This is a genomic window from Chryseobacterium sp. CP-77 (assembly GCF_036362765.1).
GTDB lineage: Bacteria > Bacteroidota > Bacteroidia > Flavobacteriales > Weeksellaceae > Chryseobacterium > Chryseobacterium cupriresistens.
Map to the genome: position 1 here is coordinate 817,335 of NZ_CP143637.1, position 22,937 is coordinate 840,271.

The 22,937-nt window shown below is 36.6% G+C and carries 24 protein-coding genes; 15 read left to right on the forward strand and 9 right to left on the reverse strand.

Going from position 1 to position 22,937, the window contains the following annotated elements:
- Positions 1-139 precede the first annotated feature (139 nt).
- On the forward strand, positions 140-1,087 hold the full coding sequence (locus V0410_RS03540; protein WP_330746336.1) for a glycerophosphodiester phosphodiesterase family protein: 948 nt from the start codon (positions 140-142) through the stop codon (positions 1,085-1,087).
- Between the two features lie 90 nt (positions 1,088-1,177).
- Here V0410_RS03540 and V0410_RS03545 read toward each other — a convergent pair whose 3' ends face one another.
- The 6 genes from V0410_RS03545 to aroB form a co-directional block, all read right to left on the reverse strand.
- The gene (locus V0410_RS03545) at positions 1,178-1,897 is read right to left on the reverse strand and encodes a porin family protein (RefSeq protein WP_114820090.1); all 720 of its coding nucleotides are present in this window, start codon (positions 1,895-1,897) and stop codon (positions 1,178-1,180) included.
- Positions 1,898-2,261: 364 nt separating this feature from the next.
- The gene (locus V0410_RS03550) at positions 2,262-2,957 is read right to left on the reverse strand and encodes a porin family protein (protein ID WP_330746337.1); all 696 of its coding nucleotides are present in this window, start codon (positions 2,955-2,957) and stop codon (positions 2,262-2,264) included.
- Between the two features lie 423 nt (positions 2,958-3,380).
- A complete protein-coding gene (locus V0410_RS03555) occupies positions 3,381-3,974 on the reverse strand; it encodes a porin family protein (RefSeq protein WP_137904082.1) in 594 nt (197 codons plus the stop codon).
- A gap of 190 nt (positions 3,975-4,164) precedes the next feature.
- Positions 4,165-4,782: a porin family protein gene (locus tag V0410_RS03560; protein WP_330746338.1), complete on the reverse strand. Its 618-nt coding sequence runs from the start codon at positions 4,780-4,782 to the stop codon at positions 4,165-4,167.
- A gap of 230 nt (positions 4,783-5,012) precedes the next feature.
- Positions 5,013-5,660, reverse strand: coding sequence for a porin family protein (locus V0410_RS03565; RefSeq protein ID WP_202840194.1), 648 nt, complete (start codon positions 5,658-5,660; stop codon positions 5,013-5,015).
- 275 nt (positions 5,661-5,935) lie between these two features.
- Positions 5,936-6,982: a 3-dehydroquinate synthase gene (aroB, locus tag V0410_RS03570; protein ID WP_330746339.1), complete on the reverse strand. Its 1,047-nt coding sequence runs from the start codon at positions 6,980-6,982 to the stop codon at positions 5,936-5,938.
- Between the two features lie 102 nt (positions 6,983-7,084).
- Between aroB and V0410_RS03575 the strand changes: the two genes are divergently transcribed.
- Positions 7,085-8,266 carry a pseudouridine synthase gene (locus V0410_RS03575; RefSeq protein WP_442879175.1) on the forward strand — a complete coding sequence of 394 codons (1,182 nt, stop codon included), beginning with the start codon at positions 7,085-7,087 and terminating at the stop codon, positions 8,264-8,266.
- Positions 8,267-8,423: 157 nt separating this feature from the next.
- Here the strand turns inward: V0410_RS03575 and V0410_RS03580 are convergent, their stop codons facing one another.
- Together V0410_RS03580 and pncA are read right to left on the reverse strand one after the other, a co-directional pair.
- Positions 8,424-9,992 (reverse strand): amidase, encoded by a 1,569-nt coding sequence (locus tag V0410_RS03580; RefSeq protein ID WP_330746340.1) that lies wholly within the window; start codon positions 9,990-9,992, stop codon positions 8,424-8,426.
- Between the two features lie 146 nt (positions 9,993-10,138).
- Entirely contained in the window at positions 10,139-10,744 is a 606-nt protein-coding gene (pncA, locus tag V0410_RS03585) for a bifunctional nicotinamidase/pyrazinamidase (protein ID WP_110008849.1), read from the reverse strand.
- A gap of 214 nt (positions 10,745-10,958) precedes the next feature.
- On the opposite strand from pncA, the gene V0410_RS03590 reads away from it, so the two are divergent.
- From V0410_RS03590 to V0410_RS03610, 5 genes are all read left to right on the forward strand, one after another.
- Entirely contained in the window at positions 10,959-12,101 is a 1,143-nt protein-coding gene (locus V0410_RS03590) for a DEAD/DEAH box helicase (protein ID WP_330746341.1), read from the forward strand.
- Positions 12,102-12,315: 214 nt separating this feature from the next.
- Positions 12,316-12,852: a YfiT family bacillithiol transferase gene (locus V0410_RS03595; RefSeq protein WP_330746342.1), complete on the forward strand. Its 537-nt coding sequence runs from the start codon at positions 12,316-12,318 to the stop codon at positions 12,850-12,852.
- An 89-nt stretch (positions 12,853-12,941) separates the two neighbouring features.
- Entirely contained in the window at positions 12,942-13,307 is a 366-nt protein-coding gene (locus tag V0410_RS03600; RefSeq protein ID WP_330747653.1) for a DUF1569 domain-containing protein, read from the forward strand.
- Positions 13,304-13,684, forward strand: a complete 381-nt coding sequence (ytxJ, locus tag V0410_RS03605) for a bacillithiol system redox-active protein YtxJ (RefSeq protein ID WP_110008852.1) — start codon at positions 13,304-13,306, stop codon at positions 13,682-13,684. Before V0410_RS03600 ends, ytxJ begins: the two co-directional genes overlap by 4 nt.
- On the forward strand, positions 13,681-14,277 hold the full coding sequence (locus V0410_RS03610) for a Crp/Fnr family transcriptional regulator (RefSeq protein ID WP_110008853.1): 597 nt from the start codon (positions 13,681-13,683) through the stop codon (positions 14,275-14,277). Before ytxJ ends, V0410_RS03610 begins: the two co-directional genes overlap by 4 nt.
- A 137-nt stretch (positions 14,278-14,414) precedes the next feature.
- On the opposite strand, the gene V0410_RS03615 is transcribed toward V0410_RS03610, so the two are convergent.
- Positions 14,415-15,836 carry an aminotransferase-like domain-containing protein gene (locus V0410_RS03615; RefSeq protein WP_330746343.1) on the reverse strand — a complete coding sequence of 474 codons (1,422 nt, stop codon included), beginning with the start codon at positions 15,834-15,836 and terminating at the stop codon, positions 14,415-14,417.
- Positions 15,837-15,933: 97 nt separating this feature from the next.
- Here V0410_RS03615 and V0410_RS03620 point away from each other — a divergent pair, with 97 nt between their 5' ends.
- The 8 genes from V0410_RS03620 (at position 15,934) to V0410_RS03655 (ending at position 22,923) form a co-directional block, all read left to right on the forward strand.
- Positions 15,934-16,818, forward strand: coding sequence for a DMT family transporter (locus tag V0410_RS03620; protein ID WP_110008855.1), 885 nt, complete (start codon positions 15,934-15,936; stop codon positions 16,816-16,818).
- 98 nt (positions 16,819-16,916) lie between these two features.
- On the forward strand, positions 16,917-17,138 hold the full coding sequence (locus tag V0410_RS03625; protein WP_330746344.1) for a hypothetical protein: 222 nt from the start codon (positions 16,917-16,919) through the stop codon (positions 17,136-17,138).
- Between the two features lie 319 nt (positions 17,139-17,457).
- Complete coding sequence (locus V0410_RS03630) at positions 17,458-18,054, forward strand: Crp/Fnr family transcriptional regulator (RefSeq protein ID WP_330746345.1); 597 nt, start codon at positions 17,458-17,460, stop codon at positions 18,052-18,054.
- Between the two features lie 453 nt (positions 18,055-18,507).
- On the forward strand, positions 18,508-19,308 hold the full coding sequence (locus V0410_RS03635) for a KGG domain-containing protein (protein WP_330746346.1): 801 nt from the start codon (positions 18,508-18,510) through the stop codon (positions 19,306-19,308).
- Between the two features lie 72 nt (positions 19,309-19,380).
- Positions 19,381-19,968 (forward strand): ferritin-like domain-containing protein, encoded by a 588-nt coding sequence (locus V0410_RS03640; RefSeq protein WP_110008858.1) that lies wholly within the window; start codon positions 19,381-19,383, stop codon positions 19,966-19,968.
- A 62-nt stretch (positions 19,969-20,030) separates the two neighbouring features.
- Positions 20,031-20,333, forward strand: coding sequence for a hypothetical protein (locus V0410_RS03645; RefSeq protein WP_330746347.1), 303 nt, complete (start codon positions 20,031-20,033; stop codon positions 20,331-20,333).
- Positions 20,334-20,347: 14 nt separating this feature from the next.
- Complete coding sequence (locus tag V0410_RS03650; protein ID WP_330746348.1) at positions 20,348-20,725, forward strand: hypothetical protein; 378 nt, start codon at positions 20,348-20,350, stop codon at positions 20,723-20,725.
- Positions 20,726-20,784: 59 nt separating this feature from the next.
- Positions 20,785-22,923 (forward strand): catalase, encoded by a 2,139-nt coding sequence (locus V0410_RS03655; RefSeq protein ID WP_330746349.1) that lies wholly within the window; start codon positions 20,785-20,787, stop codon positions 22,921-22,923.
- The last annotated feature ends 14 nt before the right edge of the window (positions 22,924-22,937 follow it).

Sequence of the window (22,937 nt, forward strand, 5' to 3'; positions counted from 1 at the left end):
TCTCTTTATTGAAATAATAAAAAAGAACCGGGTGTACAACCTGGTTCTTTTTGTTTTAGAAATGTAGCAAAAGCTTAATATTCCTGGATTATTCAATATACAATGGAGTTTTAATTTTGTAAGATTAAAACTTCAGGATATGAAAAATGCGCTATTCACGGGTATTTTTATTGTATTTACCCAATTTTACAGTTCACAATCTTTTGACAGGCAGGCACACCGAGGAGGAAAATCCCTGTACCCGGAAAATACGATCCCGGCAATGAAGAATGCCCTTAAAATGAATGTGACAACTCTGGAAATGGATCTGGCCATTACAAAAGATAAAAAAGTAATTCTTTCCCATGATGCTTTTCTTTCTCCTGAATTGGTAACAAAACCAGATGGAACCTATATTCCCAAGGATTCGGGGTTTTATTATAAAATTTATGAAATGCCTTATGCAAAGATCAAAACCTTTGATGTAGGATTAAAAAAACTGGAAAACTATCCTGATCAAAAGAAAATGAAGGCTCAGAAACCTCTTTTTTCAGACGTTATTGATGCTTGTGAGGCCTACGCACGCGAATTGAAAAGGCCGTTACCTTATTATAATATAGAAACCAAAACACGTCCTTTCTCAGACAATATCTTCCATCCCGAACCCAAAGAGTTTGTGGATCTGATGATGAAGATCATTATTGAAAAAAAGATTCAGGACAGAGTGATCATTCAGTCTTTTGATCCAAGAACACTGGAAATTCTTCATAAAGAATATCCTGGAATCATGACTGCTTTACTTGTAGAAAGGGTAGATGATAAAAAGCTGGCCCAGCAGCAGGCTTATTTTAAAAATATTCCGGCAGAAAAATTCAGAATGTATCCTGATCATATGAATGGAGTTGCCGGAGATATGAAGTTCCTGAGTTTCACTCCTACGATTTACAGTCCGGAACACAATCTTGTAACGCCTCAATTAGTACAGGAATGCCACTCATTAGGCATGAAAGTAATCCCATGGACTGTGAATACTAAAGAAAGATTAAAGGAATTAAAAGAAATGGGAATAGATGGGGTGATCAGTGATGATCCGAGAATATTTGACTAGAATTTTTTGATATAAATAGCCGGAAGAAAATCTTCCGGCTATTTTATGCGTGCAAGGTTAATGCACTTCGGTTAAAAAATTGGTTCCTAATTAGAATTTGTAGTTAAGACCTAACTGAAATACTCTGTTGTTGTTTTCAGCAGCAGGTCTGCTTTTATCAATTTTTGTCAAGCTATTTACATATCTTGCGCTGATACCGATGTTGGATGTAATATCATATCCTAAACCAAGACCCAATCCGAAATTGAATTTATTGATCTGATCTTTGTCGATATCTTCAGTATTAGAACTTGTAGTGGTTGTAGTAACACCTCCTGTAGTACTTGCTACACTTGTTTCTCCTTTAGTTTTTCCGTTGATGAAATAACTGAATTCAGGTCCGGCTTCAACGTAAAATTTCTCTGTAGGTCTCATCTGAAGCATTAATGGAACTGAAATATAGTTCATTTTTACTCTACCTTCTTCTTTAGTTTTTACATTCGTAACTCCATTATCAGTTTCTGTAGATGAAATTACATCTTTCGCTCCCATTTGGTTGTATAATACCTCTGGCTGTAAGCTGAAATGTTTTGAAAGTGGAATATTAACGAATGCTCCTGCGTGGAAACCTAATTGTTGTGTGTTGATTCCAAACTTTTGCTCACTGAAATAAGCTGAGTTTCCTCCGGCCTTGATTCCGAATCTAATAGGTTGTACATCTTTTTTTAGTGGTGATGCATTGACTGTTTTCGTTTCCGTCTTTGTTTCTGTCTCCTGAGCGAAAGCTAGTGTACCAGCAGTTAATGCTAATCCTAAAAATAACTTCTTCATAATTTTATTTTTTAATTTTACTATTTGTGTGTCGGATATCTCTCAATCAGACTCCAAGTATTTTGCAAATTGCTTGCCAAAGTCGAAAAACGCCTGTTTAAAGGGCTTTTGAGATGGTTTTTGGAAAGATTATTTTAAACCATTTATCCCTTTTTGATGAATAAATATTTTGTATAATGAATGTTTTGTGAAAATAGTTGAAGGCTCATTACACTTTATTATTGATAATTGAAATAATGAAAAAAATTGAACTGGAATTGGCTTTTCCACGAATTAACAGGACTTCCGGGTACTTTTTAAGAATAAAAATAAAAATACCGGACTTTTTAAAGCCCGGCACCAGTTTTGAAAATAATAAATATCTCTATTTAAAACGGTACGCAACTCCTACCTGAAGTGCATTATTTCTTACTTTATCACCGTCGTTGTATTTGTAAACTTCAGTAAGCCCAGCCGTAAATCTTGCGGTTACGCCAAAGTTTTCAGTGAAATAATATCCGGCACCAATACCTAATCCTACATTGAAAAGATTAAAAAGACTTTTTGAAATGTTCTGTGAAATATGTTCCGTACGCTGTACTGTAACTGAATTTCCGGTAGTCTCAATAGTGGTTAAATCTCCTTTTGTTTTTCCTCCCAGCAGATATCCGAATTCAGGTCCCGCTTCTACATAAAGCTGAGGAAGAATATTGTATTGAACCATTACAGGAAGAGAAAGGTAATTTAGTGTTGTCCTGTAATCATAGTGTTGTGTCTTTCTGTAGTTTCCTGAGCTCGTTCTGTAGTTATAGTCTGATTTTGATCCCAGCTGACTGAAAAGAAGTTCCGGCTGGATGCTGAATTTCTCAGCAACAGGAATATTGGCAAATACTCCTGCGTGAAAACCTGCCTTGATCTTTTCATTGTTATCATATTCATAACCATCTCCTCTGGTAAGTGTAGAACCGTTAAAACCTGCTTTAACACCAAAAGTAACAGGAGAAGATTTTGACTGATGTTTTTCCTGTGCTTTCGCGGAAAGGAAACCTGCAATTGCAATTACTGCAAAGAGTTTTTTCATGATTTAAAGTTTAATTTCTTCTTTGCATCAAAATATCTGCCATAAAATGGTAAAGTGATAAAAGTCATAATAAGCGAAAAAGTCAGGCGTAAACTAATAAACCTGACTTTTTCTATTGAAATCAAAATGTATCTTATTGAACAGAAAATATTTTCCGTATTCTGTTGTGTACTCATATTGTCAGCCTGGCTGAAACAGTTCCCGTTAAAGTTTAATGGTAATAGTTAGATTGTAATTCTGACATTCAATTGAATATCAAATGAATCAAAGCATACTCATTGTGAAACATGAACCGTAAGTTGGAAAAATTCCGGATAGAGTACAATCAGTTATTCTACAGGCAAATTTCTTGCCAAAAATATCAGGATAAATAAAAAAGCCGGATTATTGAATCCGGCTGTGTATTGAATAGAAAGTTTGTTGTTAGAATTTATAAGCTAAACCTACCTGGAATACTCCGTTTTTAGCTTTGTCTTCAGATAGATCCGGTCTGTTTTTGGCAACATCCGTTAAACCAGCTACATATCTTGCCGTAATTCCGATATTGTCTGTGAAATAATATCCTGCTCCAAGACCAATTCCGAAGTCAAAACCTTTGAACAGATCTTTAGCATCTGCTGAATTGGAATCAGCTTTCAGTTTTGAGTTAATCAAAAAGCTGAACTGAGGTCCTGCTTCCAGATATAGGTTAGGCAAGGCATTATACTGAAGCATTAAGGGTACAGAAATATAATCCAGATTTACTTTAAGATCATTAGCTCCTTTAATCTTTGCTCCCATTCCGCTGTATAACACTTCCGGCTGGAAAGAAAAGTCCTGAGCCACGGGAATATTAGCAAATAACCCTCCGTAGAATCCCGCTTTTGAATTGAAATCATTCTCGGTAAGAGTTGAAATATTAAGACCTGCTTTCACACCAAATCTAACTGGAGAAGAAGAAGCAGTAGAAGTTGAAGTCTTCTGAGAGAAAGCAAAAGTACCTGCAACAAGCGCAAGGCCTAAAAAAATCTTTTTCATAAGTTTATTTTTTAATAGTTATTAAGTTTTATTTAACATTTCTTTAAGAAACAAACTACGTGCCAAAATCAATTTATATTCTTAATTTTCTACTTAGTATACATTTTTTAAGAATATTTTTTTATCTGCAGTAAAAAAGCCGGATTAAAATTAATCCGGCCTCGTTGTCATTATAAGAACTTAGTAAACTTTAGAATTTGTAGTTTAATCCTATCTGGAATACGCCATTTTTTACAGATCCCTCTCTGTCATAGCCGTAATGATATTTTGTTTTTACAATATCAGATAAGCCTGCGGTATATCTCACATTCACCCCAATATTTTTGGTAAAATAATAACCTGCTCCCAATCCGATTCCAAAATCGAAAGATTGAGTTCCATTTTTAAGAAGACTTGTAGAAGCACTTTTCTTTAATCTGGCATCAATTAAAAAGTTAAATTGCGGGCCTGCCTCTACATACAGATTAGGAAGTGCCTTATATTGGAACATGACAGGAACAGAAAGATATTCTAAATTAAGCTGGGTATTATCATCTCCTTTTCCTTTTGCTCCCGTAGCGCTATATAAAACTTCCGGCTGCACTGAAAAATCCTTAGCTACAGGAATATTGAAAAATACACCACCATAGAATCCTGCTTTTGACTTCATATCCATATTGGAAAGGGTAGAAATGTTCAGACCTGCTTTCAAACCGAATTTGATTTTAGAAGATGTGGATGGAGTAGTAGCTTCAGTAGATGCAGAAGTGCTCTGAGCAAAAGTGAAAGTACCTGCGGTAATGGCCAGGCCTAGAAAAATCTTTTTCATAGATTAGTTTAATTTTTATGTTGTTTAACGTTCGGAAAGCAACAAACAACATACCGTCAACCTTCATGAATAAAGACTTTATGTGTTTTTAACGAATGAAAAAATCAACTATGTGGGATGTATTTATGGTGAATTATTAACTCCCTATTATTTTAACATAAAAAAAGACCAGATTAAAAAATTAATCTGATCTTTTCTATTGAATATAAAATTTGTTAGTGAATGTAAGCTTATTTGAATCTATAAGCTAAACCTACCTGGAATACATTGTTTTTTACAGCATCACCAGAATTATTCTTGTAAATGTCAGTAAGACCTGCAGTATATCTTGCTGTAATTCCTAAATTAGGAATGAAGTAATACCCTGCACCAATACCGATACCAAAGTTAAAAGTCTGGAAGTCATCTTTGTCAAGAGTGGCAACTTGTGTATTGTTACTGTTGTTTGTTGAACTTTTTAACTTATCTTTAGCGCTTACAAGAAATCCAAATTCAGGACCTGCTTCAAGGAAGAACTCAGGTGTTGCATTATACTGGAACATTACCGGTACAGCAACGTATCCTAAATTTCTTGAATATTCGCTCTTATAATTATTACCAAGTACTGAATATTCTCTTGTTACTTTTGAACCTAAGTCATTATAAAGAACTTCCGGCTGCACACTAAAAGAACTTGCTAATGGGATATTGGCGAAAACTCCTGCATTAAAACCAATTTTTGATTTAGAATCACTTAAATCTGCACCGTTAGAAAGTGAAGAAACGTTCATTCCTCCTTTTACCCCAAATGTTACCGGATTAGAAGATGTGTTTCCTGTCTGTTGAGCGAATGCGAATGTTCCTGCAGTTAACGCTAATCCTAAAATTAACTTTTTCATAACTTTAATTTTTTAATTTTACTCTTTCTTAATTTTAAATTTTACTACTGTTCAGCATTTTCAGTTGAACGCAGAGTATCTTTCAAATTGCTTGCCAAAAATATTTTTTATGATTAAAATCAATAAAAAAACCACTTAGCGTTGAAGTGGCTTTAATTTTATGTATTTGATTATTAATAATTTATATCTTTAAATAAACATTTGTTTAGATATGGTCTAAATTGACAATTTTGTCAAAAGTTATATACCTGAAATGAATTATTTGATAAAAATCACTAGGCATCATTCAGTTTTCTATAAAAAGATAGGGATGCAAGGATATTTTCCTGGCTGCACTGATGATCATAATTGCAGGAACCTATCCCTGAAAGCAGAGAAAAGTTGATTTTACTGTCTGTATTCTTTTTATCATTCAGTAATAATGCAGTAATATCTTCATCTTTAAAATCGCTGATGTCGAGGTAAGGATAGTATCTCTGGACGTTTTCAATGATAATTTTTGAATCTTCTTCAGAGATAAGATTTTCAAGATATGCCAGATGAGCTTCGGCAATCATTCCCATCGCAACGGCTTCCCCGTGAAGGATAGGATTTTCCTGCTGTAAACATAAACTTTCCACAGCATGTCCGATGGTGTGCCCGAAATTAAGCGTTTTTCTGATATTCTGTTCGTGGAAATCCTGATCTACCACATTCTGTTTAATATTCATAGAAGCCTGGATATGAGGAACGACAGTCTCCACTTCCAGTTTACGGATCTGAATCAGCTGATCCCAATGATTTTTATCAGCAATTAATCCATGTTTCAGCATTTCTGCAAATCCGCTTCTCAATTCCTTAAAAGGCAGTGTCTCTAAGAATTTTGGATAAATAAAGATTTGTTCAGGAAAAGCAAAAGTTCCCACCATATTTTTATAGTGCATCAGATCAATCCCGGTTTTTCCTCCTATGGAAGCATCACACATCGATAAAAGGGTAGTAGGGATATTAATGAATTGGATACCTCTTTTATAAGTAGAAGCAACAAATCCTCCCATATCGGTAATTACACCACCACCAAGGTTGATAACCAGAGCTTTTCTGTCTGCCTGCATTTCCGTAAGAATTTCCCACAACTGGTTGGCTGTCTGGATATTTTTCATTTCTTCTCCGGCTTCGATCTCTAAAATTTCAAAGCCAAGATCGGTTTCCATATTTCCCAGAAGAACCGGAAGACAGTATTCATGAGTATTTTCATCTACAAGAATAAAAATTTTACTGAAAGATTTCTGGTGAAGAAACTCGTTGAGCTGTGAAAAATTATCGTTTAATATTGTTATCATCTTTGATTGTATGTAAAGTTAAAAATGTAAACTATAGTGCAAAGTTATGATTCTTAATTTTTAACTCGTAACTAAATTACTATCTTTGCAGAAATTTTTAGAATGAGCAGAGATAATAATAATTCAGACAGACCAAAGAGACCAAGAATTTCAACCAAGAAAAGTTCTGATGATTCTCGTGCTTCCAGATCTGGAAATTCTTCAGGATCAAAACCTTTTAAAAAGCCTTTCTCTAAAGACGGAGGAAAAAAAGGGCCGGAACATAAAGGATCCAACTCAAGATTTGAAAAGAAACCTTTTAAAAGAAATACGGACAGTTTCGAAACTTCCAATGACGATTTTGGTTCAAAATCTGAAAGAAAACCTTATATCACCAACAAAAGTGAGAGCTATGAGAAAAAATCTTTCGGAAAACCTAAGAGAGGCGGAAAAAATTTAGATACAAGAGATAAGTATGAAAGAGGCAGTCTGAAATACGGAAGAAGACCTTCCAGCGGTGATGACAGAAATGATGACAAAACGAGATCTTTTGTTCAGAAAAGGAGATTGAATAAAATTGAAAAAGATGTTAACAAAGACAGCATCCGTCTTAATAAGTATATCGCTAATTCCGGAATCTGCAGCAGAAGAGAAGCTGATGAGCTGATTACTCAGGGATTGGTAGAAGTCAACGGAAAGGTGGTAACTGAAATGGGATACCAGGTACAGAAAACAGACAGAGTTGTTTTTGACGGACAAAGCATTACTCCTGAAAAGCCTGTATATGTACTTTTGAACAAGCCAAAAGGGTATATTTCTACTACCAAAGATGATAAAGCCAGAAAAACTGTAATGGATCTTGTTGCGAATGCTTCTCCATACAGACTTTTCCCGGTTGGAAGACTGGATCGTTCCACAACAGGAGTTATCTTGTTAACCAATGACGGACACATGACGAAAAAATTAACGCATCCGTCTTTTGATGCCAAAAAGATTTATCATGTAACATTGGATAAAAAACTTACCGGTGAAGATTTACGTCTTATTGCAGAAGGTATCCGTCTAGATGAAGGAGTAGCTGTTGTTGATCAGATTTCATATATTGAGGGGAAACCTAAAAATGAAGTCGGAATTGAAATCCACATTGGATGGAACCGTGTTATCAGAAGAATTTTCCAAAGATTAGGATACGAAGTGGAAGCTTTAGACAGAGTAATGTTTGCCGGATTAACGAAGAAGAATATTAAAAGAGGACACTGGAGAATCCTTACAGAACTGGAAGTAAACAACCTTAAAATGCTTTAAACAGCATATTAAATGTAAAGAATAAAAAAGCGCAGAATTATTTTCTGCGCTTTTTTTGTTTGTATATTCCGCCCTGAAATAAGCTGACAATTAATCAATTATAAAAGATCAAGAGTTAAAAGTTGTATTTGATATATTGTAACTGATGATATACTTACTATTCTTTTAAAAACTGAGGAGCTTTTCTTTGTGGGTTGTTCTGTTCAAATGTATAGGCCATATTGATCAGTTTACCTTCTTCCCATTTTCCGGCAAAAAAAGAAATACCAATCGGTAAATTATTTATATAGCCCATTGGTAAGGTAATGCTTGGGTATCCGGCAATTGCTGCAGCACTGGAACTTGAATAGAAATTTTCAAAATTATCACCATTTTTCAAATCCGTTTTCCATGCTTCCGCAGTAGTAGGTGCTATTATCGCATCTAAATTATATTTTTTTATTGTAGAGTCTATTCCTTGCTGGCTGCCTTTTTGGGCAATTGTAACCGCCTTTTTATAATTCTTATCTTTCTTTCCATTACTTTTTGCTGAAATCTCTAAATATTCCTGTCCGAAGTATTGAAGTTCTTCTTTGTTGTTTTTGTTAAAAGCAATTAACTCATCCATATTTTTTATTACTGCATTTTTCCCTAAAGATTTTAAATAATCATTTAAATCATCCTTAAATTCACTGACCATCAATTCAAAGGAGCTTTTTGAAATTTCGGGGGAAATCCAATCTTTTTCTATTTCAACAATTATGGCTCCCTGAGCTTCAAGTATTTTTAATGTTTGTAAAAATAAATCGTCCACTTTTTTATTTGCTCCTTTGGTAATTCCTTTTACATATCCGAGCCTTTTTCCTTTCAATCCTGTTAGAGTAAGGAATTGGGTATAATCTTTATGTAGAAATGGTGTATTACCGATGGTCTTCTTATCATTTTCATCTTCACCTACCATAGTTCCAAGGCTTATGGCAATATCTTTCACCGTTCTTGCCATTGGTCCCGGGGTATCCTGTGAACTGGAAATGGGAATAATTCCTTGTCTGGAAATTAAGCCGACAGTAGGTTTTAAACCAACAATTCCATTGAAGCTGGAAGGGCAAACGATAGATCCATTAGTTTCTGTACCGATTGCTATTATGCCGAGATTGGAGGAAATAGCAACCCCTGAACCAGCACTGGATCCGCAGGTATTTCTATTAAGGATATAAGGGTTTTTGGTAAGTCCACCCAGCCCACTCCAGCCACTTGTGGATTTCTGGCCTCTGAAATTTGCCCATTCACTAAGATTGGTTTTTCCAATGATTACAGCACCTGCATCTCTAAGTTTTTTAACGAGATAACTATCCTGTAGTGGAAAAGAGTTTTTTAAAGCCAGGGAACCTGCCGTATTGGGCATTTTATCATGAGTATCGATATTATCCTTCAATAATACAGGAATTCCAAATAAAGGTTTATTTTTAAATTTTGAATTCAAATGATCCAAAGAGTCAGCAATCTTAATAGCATCCGGATTGGTGGAGATCACAGAATTTAATTGTATTCCATTTTTATCAATATCGTTGATGCGTTTAAAATAAGCTTCAACAACTTCTTTGACCGTCACTTTATTGCTTCTATACAAATTTTGGATCTTTTCAATATCATATTCCAGATATTTGAATTGCGAATCTGTTATATCCTGAGCCTTGGTAAGAACACCAAAAAAGACTACAGCAGATAGAATTATTTTTTTCATCATAAATGTTTTTTCAAATATAAAGAAATATCCCGAATTCGTGCAATCATTGTATCTGAAGCTGTTGAAAGCCAGAGTGCTGATTATAGAAAAAGCGCAGAATTATTTTCTGCGCTTTTTTTGTTTTTTATCGTTGTAAGTTCTATTTATTATCCCAGAACAGTTACTCCTTTCTCAATCATTTCATAGATGGCATCTCTGGCATTGTCTGGTTTTACATTCACGGCACGTGTTCCATTGAAATGTAGACAAGTTACATATCCATTAGCTACCGCATCCTGTGCAGTAAACTTAACACAATAATCTAACGCCAGGCCTACAATTTCTACCAATTGGATGTCGTGATATTTTAAGAAATCATCCAGACCGGTTTTCATAAAGTGATTGTTATCCTGGAAACCGCTGTAGCTGTCAATTTCAATATTTTTACCTTTTTGTACAATATGGGTTACTTTATCTCTGTTCAGATCTTTATGGAATTCTGCTCCGAAAGTCCCCTGAATACAATGATCCGGCCACATAAATTGCGGAACTCCATTGAGAATAATGCTTTCTCCTACCTTTCTTCCATTGCTGCTTGCAAAGCTTTTATGACCTGCAGGATGCCAGTCTTGTGTAAGAACCACCTGATCATATTCATTTTCCTCCATCAAGAGATTGATGTATGGAATAATTTCACTGGCTCCAGGGACAGCAAGTGCTCCGCCTTCACAAAAGTCATTCTGTACATCGACTATTATTAACGCTTTTTTCATATATTGATTTCTCGAATTTTTGATAAATTTACAAAACTAATCTTCAAAAATTTGTCCAAACCCTAATTATCGGACAAATCGGCAATATAAATTTTTCAATGCTTATCAACGAAGAACTTAACACATAAAATAATTGAGTTTTGTCTGCAACGTATGCTGTTTTGAGGGCTGAACCAAATATCAATAGCGTATCTTTGCGGGAAATAAGTATTTTATGTCATTTGAATCGTTAGGATTATCACACAATATTATTCGTTCTGTCAAAAAATTAGGGTATTTAAAACCGTTTCCAATCCAGGAGCAGGCTGTTCCTGTCATTTTGCAGGGAAAAGATCTGATGGGAATTGCGCAGACGGGTTCCGGGAAAACGGCGTGTTTTGTGATGCCGATTTTAGAAAAATTACAGAATGCGGAAGTAAAAAAAGATCGTAATGTTCAGGTTCTGATATTGGTTCCTACCCGTGAACTGGCTATTCAGATCGATGAAGTTTTCAGAGCATTCACTGATAATCTAAAGAGAGAAGTCCGTACAATGGCTGTGTACGGAGGTGTTTCTATCAATCCACAGATGAAGGGAATGTTTGGTGTGGAAGTTTTGATTGCCACACCGGGACGTCTGTTAGACTTGATTGATCATAATGCATTGAGTATTTCAGGAATTAAGCATTTGGTGATTGACGAAGCTGATAAAATGTTTCAGCTCGGCTTTGGCGAAGAAATGAATAAACTTTTTGCCATGATGCCCGTGGCGAAACAGACTACTTTATTTTCAGCAACCCTGAATGATAAAGTTTCAGAAATGAAAGAACGTCTTTCCATCAATCCTGTGATTATCGAAATTAAAAAAGAAGAGGTTGAAATTGACAATATCGAACAGCTGGCTTACCATGTTGCTCCGGAAAATAAAGGACCCTTTTTACGATATTTAATTAAAGAAAAGAAAGTTGAAAAAGCACTTGTTTTTGTTTCATCTACAAGGTCTGCTGATAATCTGGTAGAGAAACTTAAAAAGAATAAAATAAAAGCAGTGGCCATTCACAGCCAGAAGTCTCAGGGAGCGAGAAGAAACAACCTGGAAGAATTTAAGGTAAACGGAGCCCAGATTTTGGTGGCTACAGACTTAATTGGACGAGGAATTCATATTGAATCTCTGCCATGTGTTATCAATTATGAATTGCCGCGTTCGCCGCTGGATTATATTCACCGTATCGGAAGAACGGGACGTGCCAACGAAAAGGGAACCGCAATCAGTATTCTGACGGATGATGAATTGCAGCATTTCCGGGTGATTCAAAAGAAAATGGGTAGAAAAGTAACCCTGCAAAGAACAGAAGGTATTGATTTACACGGATATTAATCATTGATCATCAATAAAAAGGGCTTCAGTTGATACAATTGAAGCCCTTTTTATTGAAAAACAGGTACCACAAAGACCATTATCAGTATAATTAATGCTTTATTCACTTTATATTCTTGAATTTTTGATAAATTCGCACAAGCTGATATTCGTAAATTATCCTGATAAATAATGATAGTGCAAATCGGCAATCATAAAAATTAAAACCTGAGTAATGAGTGATTTAGAGAAAAAAAAGTTCCCCATAGGACCGTTTGAAGTGCCAGAAAACATCTGTGATATTACATTGGATACTTATATAAAAGTCATTAAAGACTTTCCCGGCCGGCTAAAGAATCTCATCGAACATTTTACAGACGATCAACTGGATACACCTTACAGAGAAGGAGGCTGGACGGTAAGACAGCTTGTAAACCACCTTTCAGACAGCCATATAAACAGTTTTATCCGTTTTAAACTGGCCCTTACAGAAGATAATCCTACCATAAAACCGTATGATGAAGCCAAATGGGCAGAGCTGCAGGACAGTTTTCATATGCCCGTAAAACCGGCAATGAGAATGCTGAAAGGAACACATCAAAGATGGGTTATTCTTCTTAAAAGCCTTACCAATAAACAGTTTGAAAGGACTTTCCATCATCCCGAGCATAATAAGAATTATAATTTAAGAGAGAGCCTTGCTTTGTACGTGTGGCATTGTAATCACCATTTTGCTCATATTGAAAACCTGAAGAAAGAAAAAGGTTGGTAAGGAAATGCCTGGATAATCCTGTATATTACGAAGAAATTGTAAATAGAATTTCCTTGTTATCTGAAAACTCTATCGGAAGATGGGGTAAAATGAACGTGTGTCAAATGCTAAAGCACTGTGATCTGGTTCTTCAGGTTGCTTTAAAAAATGTTGAACTTCCCCGCATCAATGTCTTTTTTGGGGCAATAGGGATTTTTACTAAAATAGAAATGTACGTTTTCAATAATGGAATTCCGAGAAACATGCCTACTTTTCAAAAACTAATCGTTAATTTTGAATGTGATTTTGATGAATCAAAAGCCAATCTGCTGAAAACGCTGAAAGAATTCCGGGAAGCCTGTGAAAAGAGCAATTTGCCGGATCACCACAGACTATTCGGAAACATGACTGAAAAAGACTGGACATTTTTAGAATTCAAACATCTTGATCACCATCTAAAACAATTTAATGTATGAGTTTTTTTGATAAAATATTCGGTGGGAAAAGTGAAAACCCTGAGCAAAAAACATTCTGGAAAAAGATAGAATCTGAAGAAGATCTTACAAAAGCTATAGAAGACTCCTTTCAGAATAAAATAGCGATATTCAAACATTCTACAAGCTGTTTTATCAGCAGAACTGTTCTGAAAAATTTTGAAAAAGAAGTGGAGAATTCAGAGCAACCGGTACATGTATATTATCTGGATTTATTGGCTCACAGACCTGTTTCCAACAAAATAGCAGCAGATTTTGAGATCAGGCATGAAAGCCCGCAACTGATTGTCATAGAAAACGGAAAACCTGTTAACAGTGCTTCACACCAGGATATTTCTTTAAGCCAGATTGTATCATGAAGAATATAAATAATTATTTAGCCAAAGTTTTAAATGTTCCGCTTCAGAATGTGAATACATGCAGCCTGCACTATGAAGTAAAGAAAATTCCTAAAAACCAGTTCCTTCTGCAGTATGGCGAAATATGCCGTCATATATTCTTCGTAGAAAAAGGACTTTTAAAAATGTATTCCATTGATAAAAACGGTAAAGAACATATTATCCAGTTTGCTCCGGAGAGCTGGCTGATTTCTGACCGAAGCAGTCTTTATTTCAATGAAAAGTCTATTTATTATATAGAAGCCGTGGAGGATTCTGAAGTTTTGTTTCTCCATCCTGACTTCTTCAACAAACTGGTAGAACAATTTCCGAACAGCATCGAAAGAAGTGATTTTCTCCTTCAGAAACACATCAGAAGTCTTCAGAACAGGATCAACTCTTTACTGGGAGAGACTGCAGAAGAAAGGTATATGAAATTCATCAAAATGTATCCGGATTTACTGTTGAGAGTTCCGCAATGGATGATTGCATCTTATCTGGGAATTACTCCTGAGAGTCTGAGCCGCGTTAGAAAAGAACTGGCAAGAAAAAATTTCATCCCGGATAATAAATAAAAAAAGCTGGAAGATGGGAGAGGGAAGCTTGAAGGTTCTGGTCAACACAAAAGAACTTTAAACACCCTTATTACTAAGAATTGAGATAAGCTATTCTTAAGACTATAATGCCTTCCATCTTCCAGCCTCTATCTTCCTTACCTCAAATCAATCTTTTTGGCAAGCTGTCCAACCTGTCTGAGTTTGGTCTGTGTATTTTCCGACCATGGAAGTCCTATGCAGAGTCTCATACAATTTTCAAACTGCTGCTGAAAAGTAAACATTCTTCCGGGAGCGATACTTATGTTCTGTTTGATGGCCAGATCATATAATTCTGTTGTACGGATATTTTTATCAAATTCTATCCATAAAGACAAGCCTCCCTGTGGACGGCTGGTTTTCGTACCTTCCGGAAAAGATTCTGCAATGGTCTGAACATAATTCTGATAATTGATCTGTAATGTTCTGCGCAGCTGCTGAAGATGCTTTTCATATTTTCCGGATTTCAGGAAATTAGCCACCGCTTCATTCACAATGGAAATAGAAGAGGTAGAGTGCAGAAGCTTCAGCTTCATGATTTTGTCTTTATATTTCCCGGGAGCAATCCAACCTACACGGTAACCGGGAGCCAGAGTTTTTGAAATAGAGCTACAATACAGGACATTTCCGTCTTTATCAAAAGATTTACAGCATTTCGGACGGCTGGAACCAAAATAAAGGTCTCCATACACATCATCTTCTATCAACGGAATATTATTTTCAGAAAGTATTTTTACAATTTCTTTTTTATTTTCATCAGGCATACAGCTTCCCAACGGTGAATTAAAATTGGGAATCAACAAGCACAGATCTATTTTGGGAATTAATTTTTTTAAAGCCTCAATTTCTATTCCGGTAGTAGGATGGGTAGGAAGCTCCAGTACCTTTAATCCCAATCCGTTGGCCAGCTGAAGAATTCCGGGATAGCAGGGACTTTCGATCGCAACGGTATCTCCTGGTTTTCCTAAGGCCATCAAGCAGAAAGAAAGGGCATTCATTCCGCCATTGGTGGTAATGAGATCATTTTCGCTAAGATTGCCTCCCCATTGTAAGGAACGTACTGCAATCATTCTTCTTAATTTCAGATTTCCCTGAAGTTCCTCGTATTCGGTACCACCGTCTTTTAATTCTCTGATGGCATTCACAATTTCTTTTTTTAGTTTAGCCTGAGGCAAAAGATCTCCGGAGGGAATTCCGATAGAGAAGAAGGTAAGATCCTTTTTGCCCATATTTTCATATACTTTACTGATCAGCTCATCCGGTTCATCATTATTGGCGATTAATGACGGACGGCTTACTTCCGGCAAAGGGAGCTTTGCGGAGAGCAGCTGGCTTACAAAATAACCGGACTGCGGTTTGGATTCTACCAAAGACTGGGATTCCAGTTCCAGAAACACACGCTTGGCTGTATTCATGCTTACCTGATGCTCCTGGCATAGCATTCTCACCGAAGGAAGCTTGTCTCCGGCCTTTAGAATACCATTTCTGATCTGTCCTGCAATGCCGTCTGCAATTTCTGTATATAAAAATTCTTTACTCATATTGTTAAACTGTGCTCATGCAAATATACAAAACTGATACTGTGTTTATCGAATTATCCTTTCTAATTTTGAACATCAATTAAAAAGCTTGAATACAATGTTGACAAAACAACTATCAAAAGATGAAAATATAAATGGCTGGATCAATGGCTTTATAGGAGTTGTATTATTTAGTGGAGGATTGCCGGCCACTAAGTTAGCCGTAATGGAAATGAGCCCCATTTTTGTAACAATTGTTCGTGCAGCTGTTGCAGGAATTCTTGCGCTTATCGTATTATGGCTGGGTAAAGAAAAACGGCCTGTTAAAAAAGATTTAATTCCATTATTGTTGGTTTCCCTGGGCTGTGTGGTAGGTTTTCCGCTTCTTTCTGCATTGGCACTTCAATATCTTACTTCAGCCCATTCTATTGTTTTTCTGGGAATGCTGCCTTTGGCAACGGCTGTATTTGGAGTGATGCGTGGTGGCGAAAAGCCCCATCCTGTATTTTGGTTTTTCTCTATTACAGGAAGTCTTTTGGTGATTGGCTATGCTGTCTCGCAAGGAATATCAGCATCACCCGTTGGCGATATTCTGATGCTGCTTGCCGTTATTTTATGCGGAATGGGGTATGCTGAAGGCGCGAAGCTATCTAAAACATTAGGCGGATGGCAGGTAATTTCCTGGGCTTTGGTATTGGCACTGCCTGTTATGATTCCTTTATTTTTTATTTATTTTCCTGATGATATTGAAAATGTTAGTTTTCAAGGGTGGTTTGGAATGGCTTATATTTCGCTTTTCAGCATGTTTATTGGATTTATATTCTGGTATAAAGGATTGGCACAAGGCGGAATTGCTACTGTTGGACAGCTGCAGCTGCTTCAGCCTTTCTTTGGCTTGGCACTCGCTGCCTGGCTTCTTCATGAGCAGGTGAGTTTGGGAATGCTGGGGGTGACCGTGGGCGTCATCTTATGTGTTGCAGGAACTAAAAAATTTGCGAAATAATTAAATATAAAGCATTATGACTTAAGTCATAAGAAGACAACTTCATAATAGTCTACCTTTGATTCATCACCACAAAATAGAGCATTATGAAGTTTATTATGTCAAGCCTACTTATAGGACTTATGGTCCTGAGCTGTAAAAAAGAATCCAAAACAGAAACCAATGTTACAACAGATACTGTCATAGCTGATACCATCAGGACGGATTCTGTTTCCTCTGTAAACCCAATCCCTTCCGATACAATACAAAGTGATACGGTTTCCTCAAAAAAACTTACAGATACGACAGGAACCTATAAAAATAAAAATCCAAAGAAATAGCATTTTTTTCTGTTATTACTTTGAAAAACCCGTTTTCATTAAGTGAAAATGGGTTTTATTGTTTTTGTATTTCTACAATTTTATGAATTTAAGTTCTAAATATGTGGTATCAAAAAATCAATTTAATTGTATTTTTAGTGATAATACTTAACTAATAAATAAAATAATTAATTAAAATTATCAATATTTTTAACTTTTTTTAACTTTCAAAACAATCATTAAGGTGCGCTTTTTGCACTCATTAACTATCGATTACCAATATATTTTTACTAAGATTAAGAAGAGGAGAAGAAGAAAACAACACCAAAAAACAACTATTATGGTTATCGACGAAAACATTTTGATTTCAGCGGGAGCAGAAACGAGACACTATAGCCCTTCAGAAGTGATATTCTGCGAGGGGGATATACCCAATTATTATTATCAGATTATTAACGGAGAAGTAAAACTCAATAATTATAATGAAGAAGGAAAAGAATTTATTCAGAATATTTTATCCGACGGAGAGAGCTGTGGAGAATCTATTCTTTTTATAGAGAAACCTTATCCTATGAATGCCGAAGCGATTACAGAATGTACGATTTTAAGACTTCATAAAACCATTTTTTTCAATCTGCTGAACCAAAACCCCGCATTATACATGGAGGTCAGCAGTTTTCTCTCCGAACGTCTTTACTATAAATTCATCATGATGCAGAATCTTTCATCGCAAAATCCTTCGATACGACTCAGAGGGCTGATGGATTATCTGAAAAGTTTCCAGAAAGATGCACGTCCTTATTCATTTCTGATTCCCTTAACGAGACAACAGATGGCAAGTCTTACAGGTTTGTGTGTAGAAACCGCAATAAGGACCATCAAACATATGGAAAGGGATAAGATCCTAAGAATTGAAAATCGTAAAATTTTATATTAACATTCATTTGACATAGAAATTTTGTGATTTTTTTCATTTAAATCTTTATAAAGATATGAAAATGATAAACTGCATGAATATTGATGAAAGTCTGTTGTACTGTCTAAAAATGGTTCCACATTGGAATTGGCAGGACAACAGATTATCAATCTTACGGACATGCATATTCCGGACTCCGGAAAAGATGAAAAAATCTGGCAAAATTATCATAAAAGACTGAAAAAATTTGTATTAATCCACATTAACATGATCCAGGTCATAAAAAAGTGAATTATTCTGACGTACATTTGAAATATAAATTTTCAATCCAATTCCTAAACCTTAGTAAAAAAGGAACGTAAAAAGCATTTGCTTTTATTATCATTTTAAAATTACCGACATCCAACTGTTGCCGTCTAATACTAGTCACGGGCTGCAATACACATCACTAAATATTAATAAAAAAATTCAGTTATGAACACTAGAAATTCAAGAAACCGCAGTTCAAGAGGACAGTCACATTCATCAGAAAACCTTGAAGAAGTATACCAGTTAGGATATGATCATGGTTTCAACGATGCAACCAGAGATGAAGATTATGACGATGATTTTTCAGAATATGAAAATTATTTTGATGATGAAAATGACGATTACGATGATGATTACGATGAAGATGATTATGATGAATACGACGATGATTATGATGATGAAGACGATGATTATGATGACGAAGAGGACGATGACGATGATGATCAGAGAGGCCGTAGAGGAGGAAGAGGTGGTTCCAGAGGTGGAAACGGTAACCAGCAGAGAGACAGCCAGGGAAGATTTACTTCCGGTAGAGGCGGTTCTCGTGGAGGAAACTCCGGTGGTGGTTCCCGCGGACGTTCAAGTTCTGGTTCCGGCTCCAGATCAGGAGGCAGAGGCAGGTCATCATCAGGAGATGGTACTTCAAGAAGAGGTTTTGCTTCCATGAGTAAAGCTGAGCGTACAAGAATAGCCAGAATGGGAGGCCAGGCTTCTCATGGAGGAGGCAGATCTTCAGGCTCAGGTTCCAATTCAGGAAGAGGAGGTTCATCCAGATCAGGAAACAACAGTAACAGCTCAGGAAGAGGAGGCTCGAACTCCAACTCAAATTCAGGAAGTTCAAGAAGAGGATTTGCTGCAATGAGTAAATCTGAGCGTACAAGAATAGCCAGAATGGGAGGCCAGGCTTCCCACGGAGGCGGAAGATCTTCAGGTCGTTCCGGATTCGGAGGCAGACGTAATTCATAATTCTTTTTCCAGGATTGCCTCTTTAGCCATATATAAAGAGGTAATCCTTTAATAACAAACACCATTCACACCATGCCCAATAAGATATTAGAAACCAATACGGCAGTTTCTGCCACCAAAAAAGGTACGGCAGACAAGGCAACTGTCAACGAGGATGAAATGAAAAATTCACCCCTTCACAAGTTCTTTGTAAGTGCCCTGAAGGACATTTATTTTGCTGAAAATGCTATTCTGGATGCATTGGAAAAAATGCAGGAAGCAGCTACTGCTGAAGAATTGAAAGATGCTTTTGAAGACCATCACCTTCAGACCCAAAAACATGTTAAGCGTTTGGAAAAAGTTTTCAAACTCATTGATGAAAAGCCTGAAAAGAAAGAATGTAAGGCGATTAAAGGAATTATTGAAGAAGGCGAAGAAGTTATCAAAGCTACAGAAGACGGCACCGCAACAAGAGATGTAGCCCTTATTATTGCAGCACAGAAAGTAGAACATTATGAAATTGCCACTTATGGCGGACTGGCCCAGCTTGCCATAACTATGGGACATGATAAGGCTGCTGATCTGCTTGAAAGAACACTTCAGGAAGAAGAAGACACCGATTCTTATCTTACAGATATTGCAGAAACATCCATCAACTTTGATGCAGAACAGGAAGACTAAACTATGTAATAAGCCATGTAGCTTGTTCTATATGGCTTATTTTAATCATGAAATCAAAATATATGGACTGTCAGAAAATAATAAAAACACTGAAACACAAAGATTTTATAAAAATATCACATACAGGAAAGTGTTTTGAAGATGGAGCAGCCATCTATGCAAAAGAGATCAAAGAAAATATTTTCCTTTTATTTATTATTCTGAAAGATATTGATATAGAAAATATCCAGGCACTAATTGCTCACTTCGACTGCTTCGGCAGTATCGGATTAAAAGAACCCGAACAGATCATGTTTCATTTATCCATAAAAGATAAAAATGACCTTCATTATTTTGAAAAATACCTGGAAGCTTCTAATAACTAATACCATTCTTACCTATGACATTTGAAAACGACACTTTACAACATTCCGGCCTGAATGACAAAAATAATGCAATAGAGAATGAGTCTTTATTTCCGTCTATTATGAATTCTTACGGAGTTACGGCTTTTCTGATTAAGTCTTTAGAAAAGATTAAAAATAATGCTACCTGTGAAGTTCTGAAAGGAGTGATAGACAATTATATGGAAGAATATATCCTCAATATCCGTGAGTTTCATTCTAATAACACAACGAAAACCACAGATCTGGATGCTGAAATACGATATGAGTCTCCTGCCTTCACTTTATATGCCAAAACAGCTTATTATAAAGTTCTGAAGGAGGAAGAATATATCAACAGGCTTCTTGAAATTCTGGGAAATAAGACAGATTAATTGCAGCGCCCCATTATTGAACTGCTTTTGAAAGAAAATACACCAACTACAAAAAGATTATGAATATGAACACCAACGAACACAACAAAAAAGCAGAACAGCTGGATGTACACAGTACTTCCAATGAAAATGAAAAACTGACCACCAATCAGGGTTTAAAGATCAATAACAATCAGGATTCTTTAAAAGCCGGAGAACGTGGCCCCTCATTGCTGGAAGACTTTATTCTGCGTGAAAAAATCACCCATTTTGATCATGAGAGAATTCCTGAAAGGGTAGTTCACGCCAGAGGCTCCGGTGCACACGGCGTTTTTAAGCTTACTAAAAGCCTTGCAGAATACACTAAAGCGAAGTTTTTAACAGAACTGGGAAAAGAAACACCTGTTTTTGTACGGTTTTCAACTGTCGCAGGGAGTAAAGGAAGTACCGATCTTGCGAGAGATGTCCGTGGTTTTGCCGTAAAATTTTATACGGAAGAAGGAAATTATGACCTGGTTGCCAATAATATGCCGGTATTCTTTATCCAGGATGCTATCAAGTTTCCTGATCTTGTACACGCTGTAAAACCGGAGCCGGATAATGAAATTCCACAGGCTGCATCCGCCCATGATACATTCTGGGATTTTATTTCACTGATGCCCGAAAGTATGCACATGATCATGTGGCTGATGAGCGACAGAGCGATTCCGCGAAGCCTGAGAATGATGGAAGGCTTTGGTGTACACTCTTTTAAATTTATCAACGAGGCAGGAAAAGTACATTTTGTAAAATTCCATTTTAAACCCAGATTAGGCGTTCATTCCGTAGCCTGGAACGAAGCTCAGATGATTTCCGGAGTAGATTCTGATTTCCATAAGCGGGATCTTTGGGAAGCCATAGAAAACGGGGATTATCCTGAATGGGATTTCGGGGTGCAACTTATTCCTGAAGAGGATGAGCACAAATTTGATTTCGATCTGCTAGACCCTACGAAAATAGTTCCTGAAGAAGAAGTTCCTGTACAGCTCTTCGGAACGTTAACACTTAACAGAAATCCTGATAATTTCTTTGCAGAAACCGAGCAGATTGCATTCCATCCGGGACATATCATTCCAGGAATAGATTTCACCAATGATCCGCTGCTGCAGGGAAGATTATTTTCATATACCGATACTCAGCTTTCAAGACTGGGATCTCCCAATTTCCATGAAATACCGATCAACAGATCTATCAACACGGTTCATAACAACCAAAGAGATGGTCATATGAGGCAGCAGATCGTTAAAGGAAAAAGCAGCTATGAACCGAATTCTATAGGCGGCGGATGTCCTTTCCAGGCGATGATGTCTGAAGGCGGCTTTACCTCCCAGCAGGAAAGGGTTTCCGGAGTGAAGATCAGAGAAAGAAGTAAAAGTTTTGTGGATCATTATTCACAGGCAAAATTATTCTATAACAGCCAGTCTGCACCGGAGAAAACACACCTTCAGAATGCATTGATCTTTGAATTATCAAAAGTAACCCATCCTGAGATCAGGGAAAGACTGGTAGGACAGCTTGCCTATATTGATACAGATCTTGCCTGGAAGGTAGCAGAAAAATTAGGAGTGGAAGTTAAAAAACTGGAATGGCCCAATCAAAGTCTGCCGGCGGACAGTAATATGATAGAACTTCAAAGCGAAGAAAGAGAACCTCATACAAAGATATCCGATGCTTTAAGTATGAAGAATACGGTAAAAAATACAATTAAGAGCCGTAAAATTGGCTTTATTCTGGCTAACGGTGCTGATGGTGGAGCTGTTAATGATCTTAAAGCAAAGCTTGAAGCAGAAGGTGCCAGAGTTGAACTGATTGCAACAAGTGTTGCTCCCGTGAAACTGAATGACGGTTCAGAACTGACTCCCAAACATTCTCTTAGCAGTACGGCAAGTGTCTGTTTTGATGCCCTTGCGATCTGCCCGGGAGAAGATTCCGTAAAAGAGCTGATGATTGCTGAAAACAAACATCTGGTTCTGCATTTCATCAATGAAGCTTATAAACACTGTAAAGCAATTTACTTTGGAAAAGATACGGAGGTGCTTTACCACAATTCCAATGTAGCCGCTAAACAACATGAGGATCCCGGAATCATTACATGGGAAGACGGAGATCCGGCAGATAAATTCATCCAGGCAATTGCCCAACACAGAGTCTGGGATCTTGAAAAGGAGAGAAACGCGTAATCATAAAACACCCT

Bases quoted from the DNA above. Each gene is read 5' to 3' on its own strand.
- V0410_RS03655 (WP_330746349.1), top strand. From the start codon at position 20,785: ATGAATATGAACACCAACGAACACAACAAAAAAGCAGAACAGCTGGAT.
- V0410_RS03590 (WP_330746341.1), top strand. From the start codon at position 10,959: ATGTCATTTGAATCGTTAGGATTATCACACAATATTATTCGTTCTGTC.
- V0410_RS03595 (WP_330746342.1), top strand. From the start codon at position 12,316: ATGAGTGATTTAGAGAAAAAAAAGTTCCCCATAGGACCGTTTGAAGTG.
- V0410_RS03640 (WP_110008858.1), top strand. From the start codon at position 19,381: ATGCCCAATAAGATATTAGAAACCAATACGGCAGTTTCTGCCACCAAA.
- V0410_RS03560 (WP_330746338.1), bottom strand. From the start codon at position 4,782: ATGAAAAAGATTTTTCTAGGCCTGGCCATTACCGCAGGTACTTTCACT.
- V0410_RS03620 (WP_110008855.1), top strand. From the start codon at position 15,934: ATGTTGACAAAACAACTATCAAAAGATGAAAATATAAATGGCTGGATC.
- V0410_RS03610 (WP_110008853.1), top strand. From the start codon at position 13,681: ATGAAGAATATAAATAATTATTTAGCCAAAGTTTTAAATGTTCCGCTT.
- V0410_RS03600 (WP_330747653.1), top strand. From the start codon at position 12,942: ATGAACGTGTGTCAAATGCTAAAGCACTGTGATCTGGTTCTTCAGGTT.
- V0410_RS03545 (WP_114820090.1), bottom strand. From the start codon at position 1,897: ATGAAGAAGTTATTTTTAGGATTAGCATTAACTGCTGGTACACTAGCT.
- V0410_RS03550 (WP_330746337.1), bottom strand. From the start codon at position 2,957: ATGAAAAAACTCTTTGCAGTAATTGCAATTGCAGGTTTCCTTTCCGCG.
- ytxJ (WP_110008852.1), top strand. From the start codon at position 13,304: ATGAGTTTTTTTGATAAAATATTCGGTGGGAAAAGTGAAAACCCTGAG.
- V0410_RS03625 (WP_330746344.1), top strand. From the start codon at position 16,917: ATGTCAAGCCTACTTATAGGACTTATGGTCCTGAGCTGTAAAAAAGAA.
- V0410_RS03615 (WP_330746343.1), bottom strand. From the start codon at position 15,836: ATGAGTAAAGAATTTTTATATACAGAAATTGCAGACGGCATTGCAGGA.
- V0410_RS03565 (WP_202840194.1), bottom strand. From the start codon at position 5,660: ATGAAAAAGTTAATTTTAGGATTAGCGTTAACTGCAGGAACATTCGCA.
- V0410_RS03630 (WP_330746345.1), top strand. From the start codon at position 17,458: ATGGTTATCGACGAAAACATTTTGATTTCAGCGGGAGCAGAAACGAGA.
- pncA (WP_110008849.1), bottom strand. From the start codon at position 10,744: ATGAAAAAAGCGTTAATAATAGTCGATGTACAGAATGACTTTTGTGAA.
- V0410_RS03645 (WP_330746347.1), top strand. From the start codon at position 20,031: ATGGACTGTCAGAAAATAATAAAAACACTGAAACACAAAGATTTTATA.
- V0410_RS03555 (WP_137904082.1), bottom strand. From the start codon at position 3,974: ATGAAAAAGATTTTTTTAGGCCTTGCGCTTGTTGCAGGTACTTTTGCT.
- V0410_RS03635 (WP_330746346.1), top strand. From the start codon at position 18,508: ATGAACACTAGAAATTCAAGAAACCGCAGTTCAAGAGGACAGTCACAT.
- V0410_RS03540 (WP_330746336.1), top strand. From the start codon at position 140: ATGAAAAATGCGCTATTCACGGGTATTTTTATTGTATTTACCCAATTT.
- V0410_RS03650 (WP_330746348.1), top strand. From the start codon at position 20,348: ATGACATTTGAAAACGACACTTTACAACATTCCGGCCTGAATGACAAA.
- V0410_RS03580 (WP_330746340.1), bottom strand. From the start codon at position 9,992: ATGATGAAAAAAATAATTCTATCTGCTGTAGTCTTTTTTGGTGTTCTT.
- aroB (WP_330746339.1), bottom strand. From the start codon at position 6,982: ATGATAACAATATTAAACGATAATTTTTCACAGCTCAACGAGTTTCTT.
- V0410_RS03575 (WP_442879175.1), top strand. From the start codon at position 7,085: ATGAGCAGAGATAATAATAATTCAGACAGACCAAAGAGACCAAGAATT.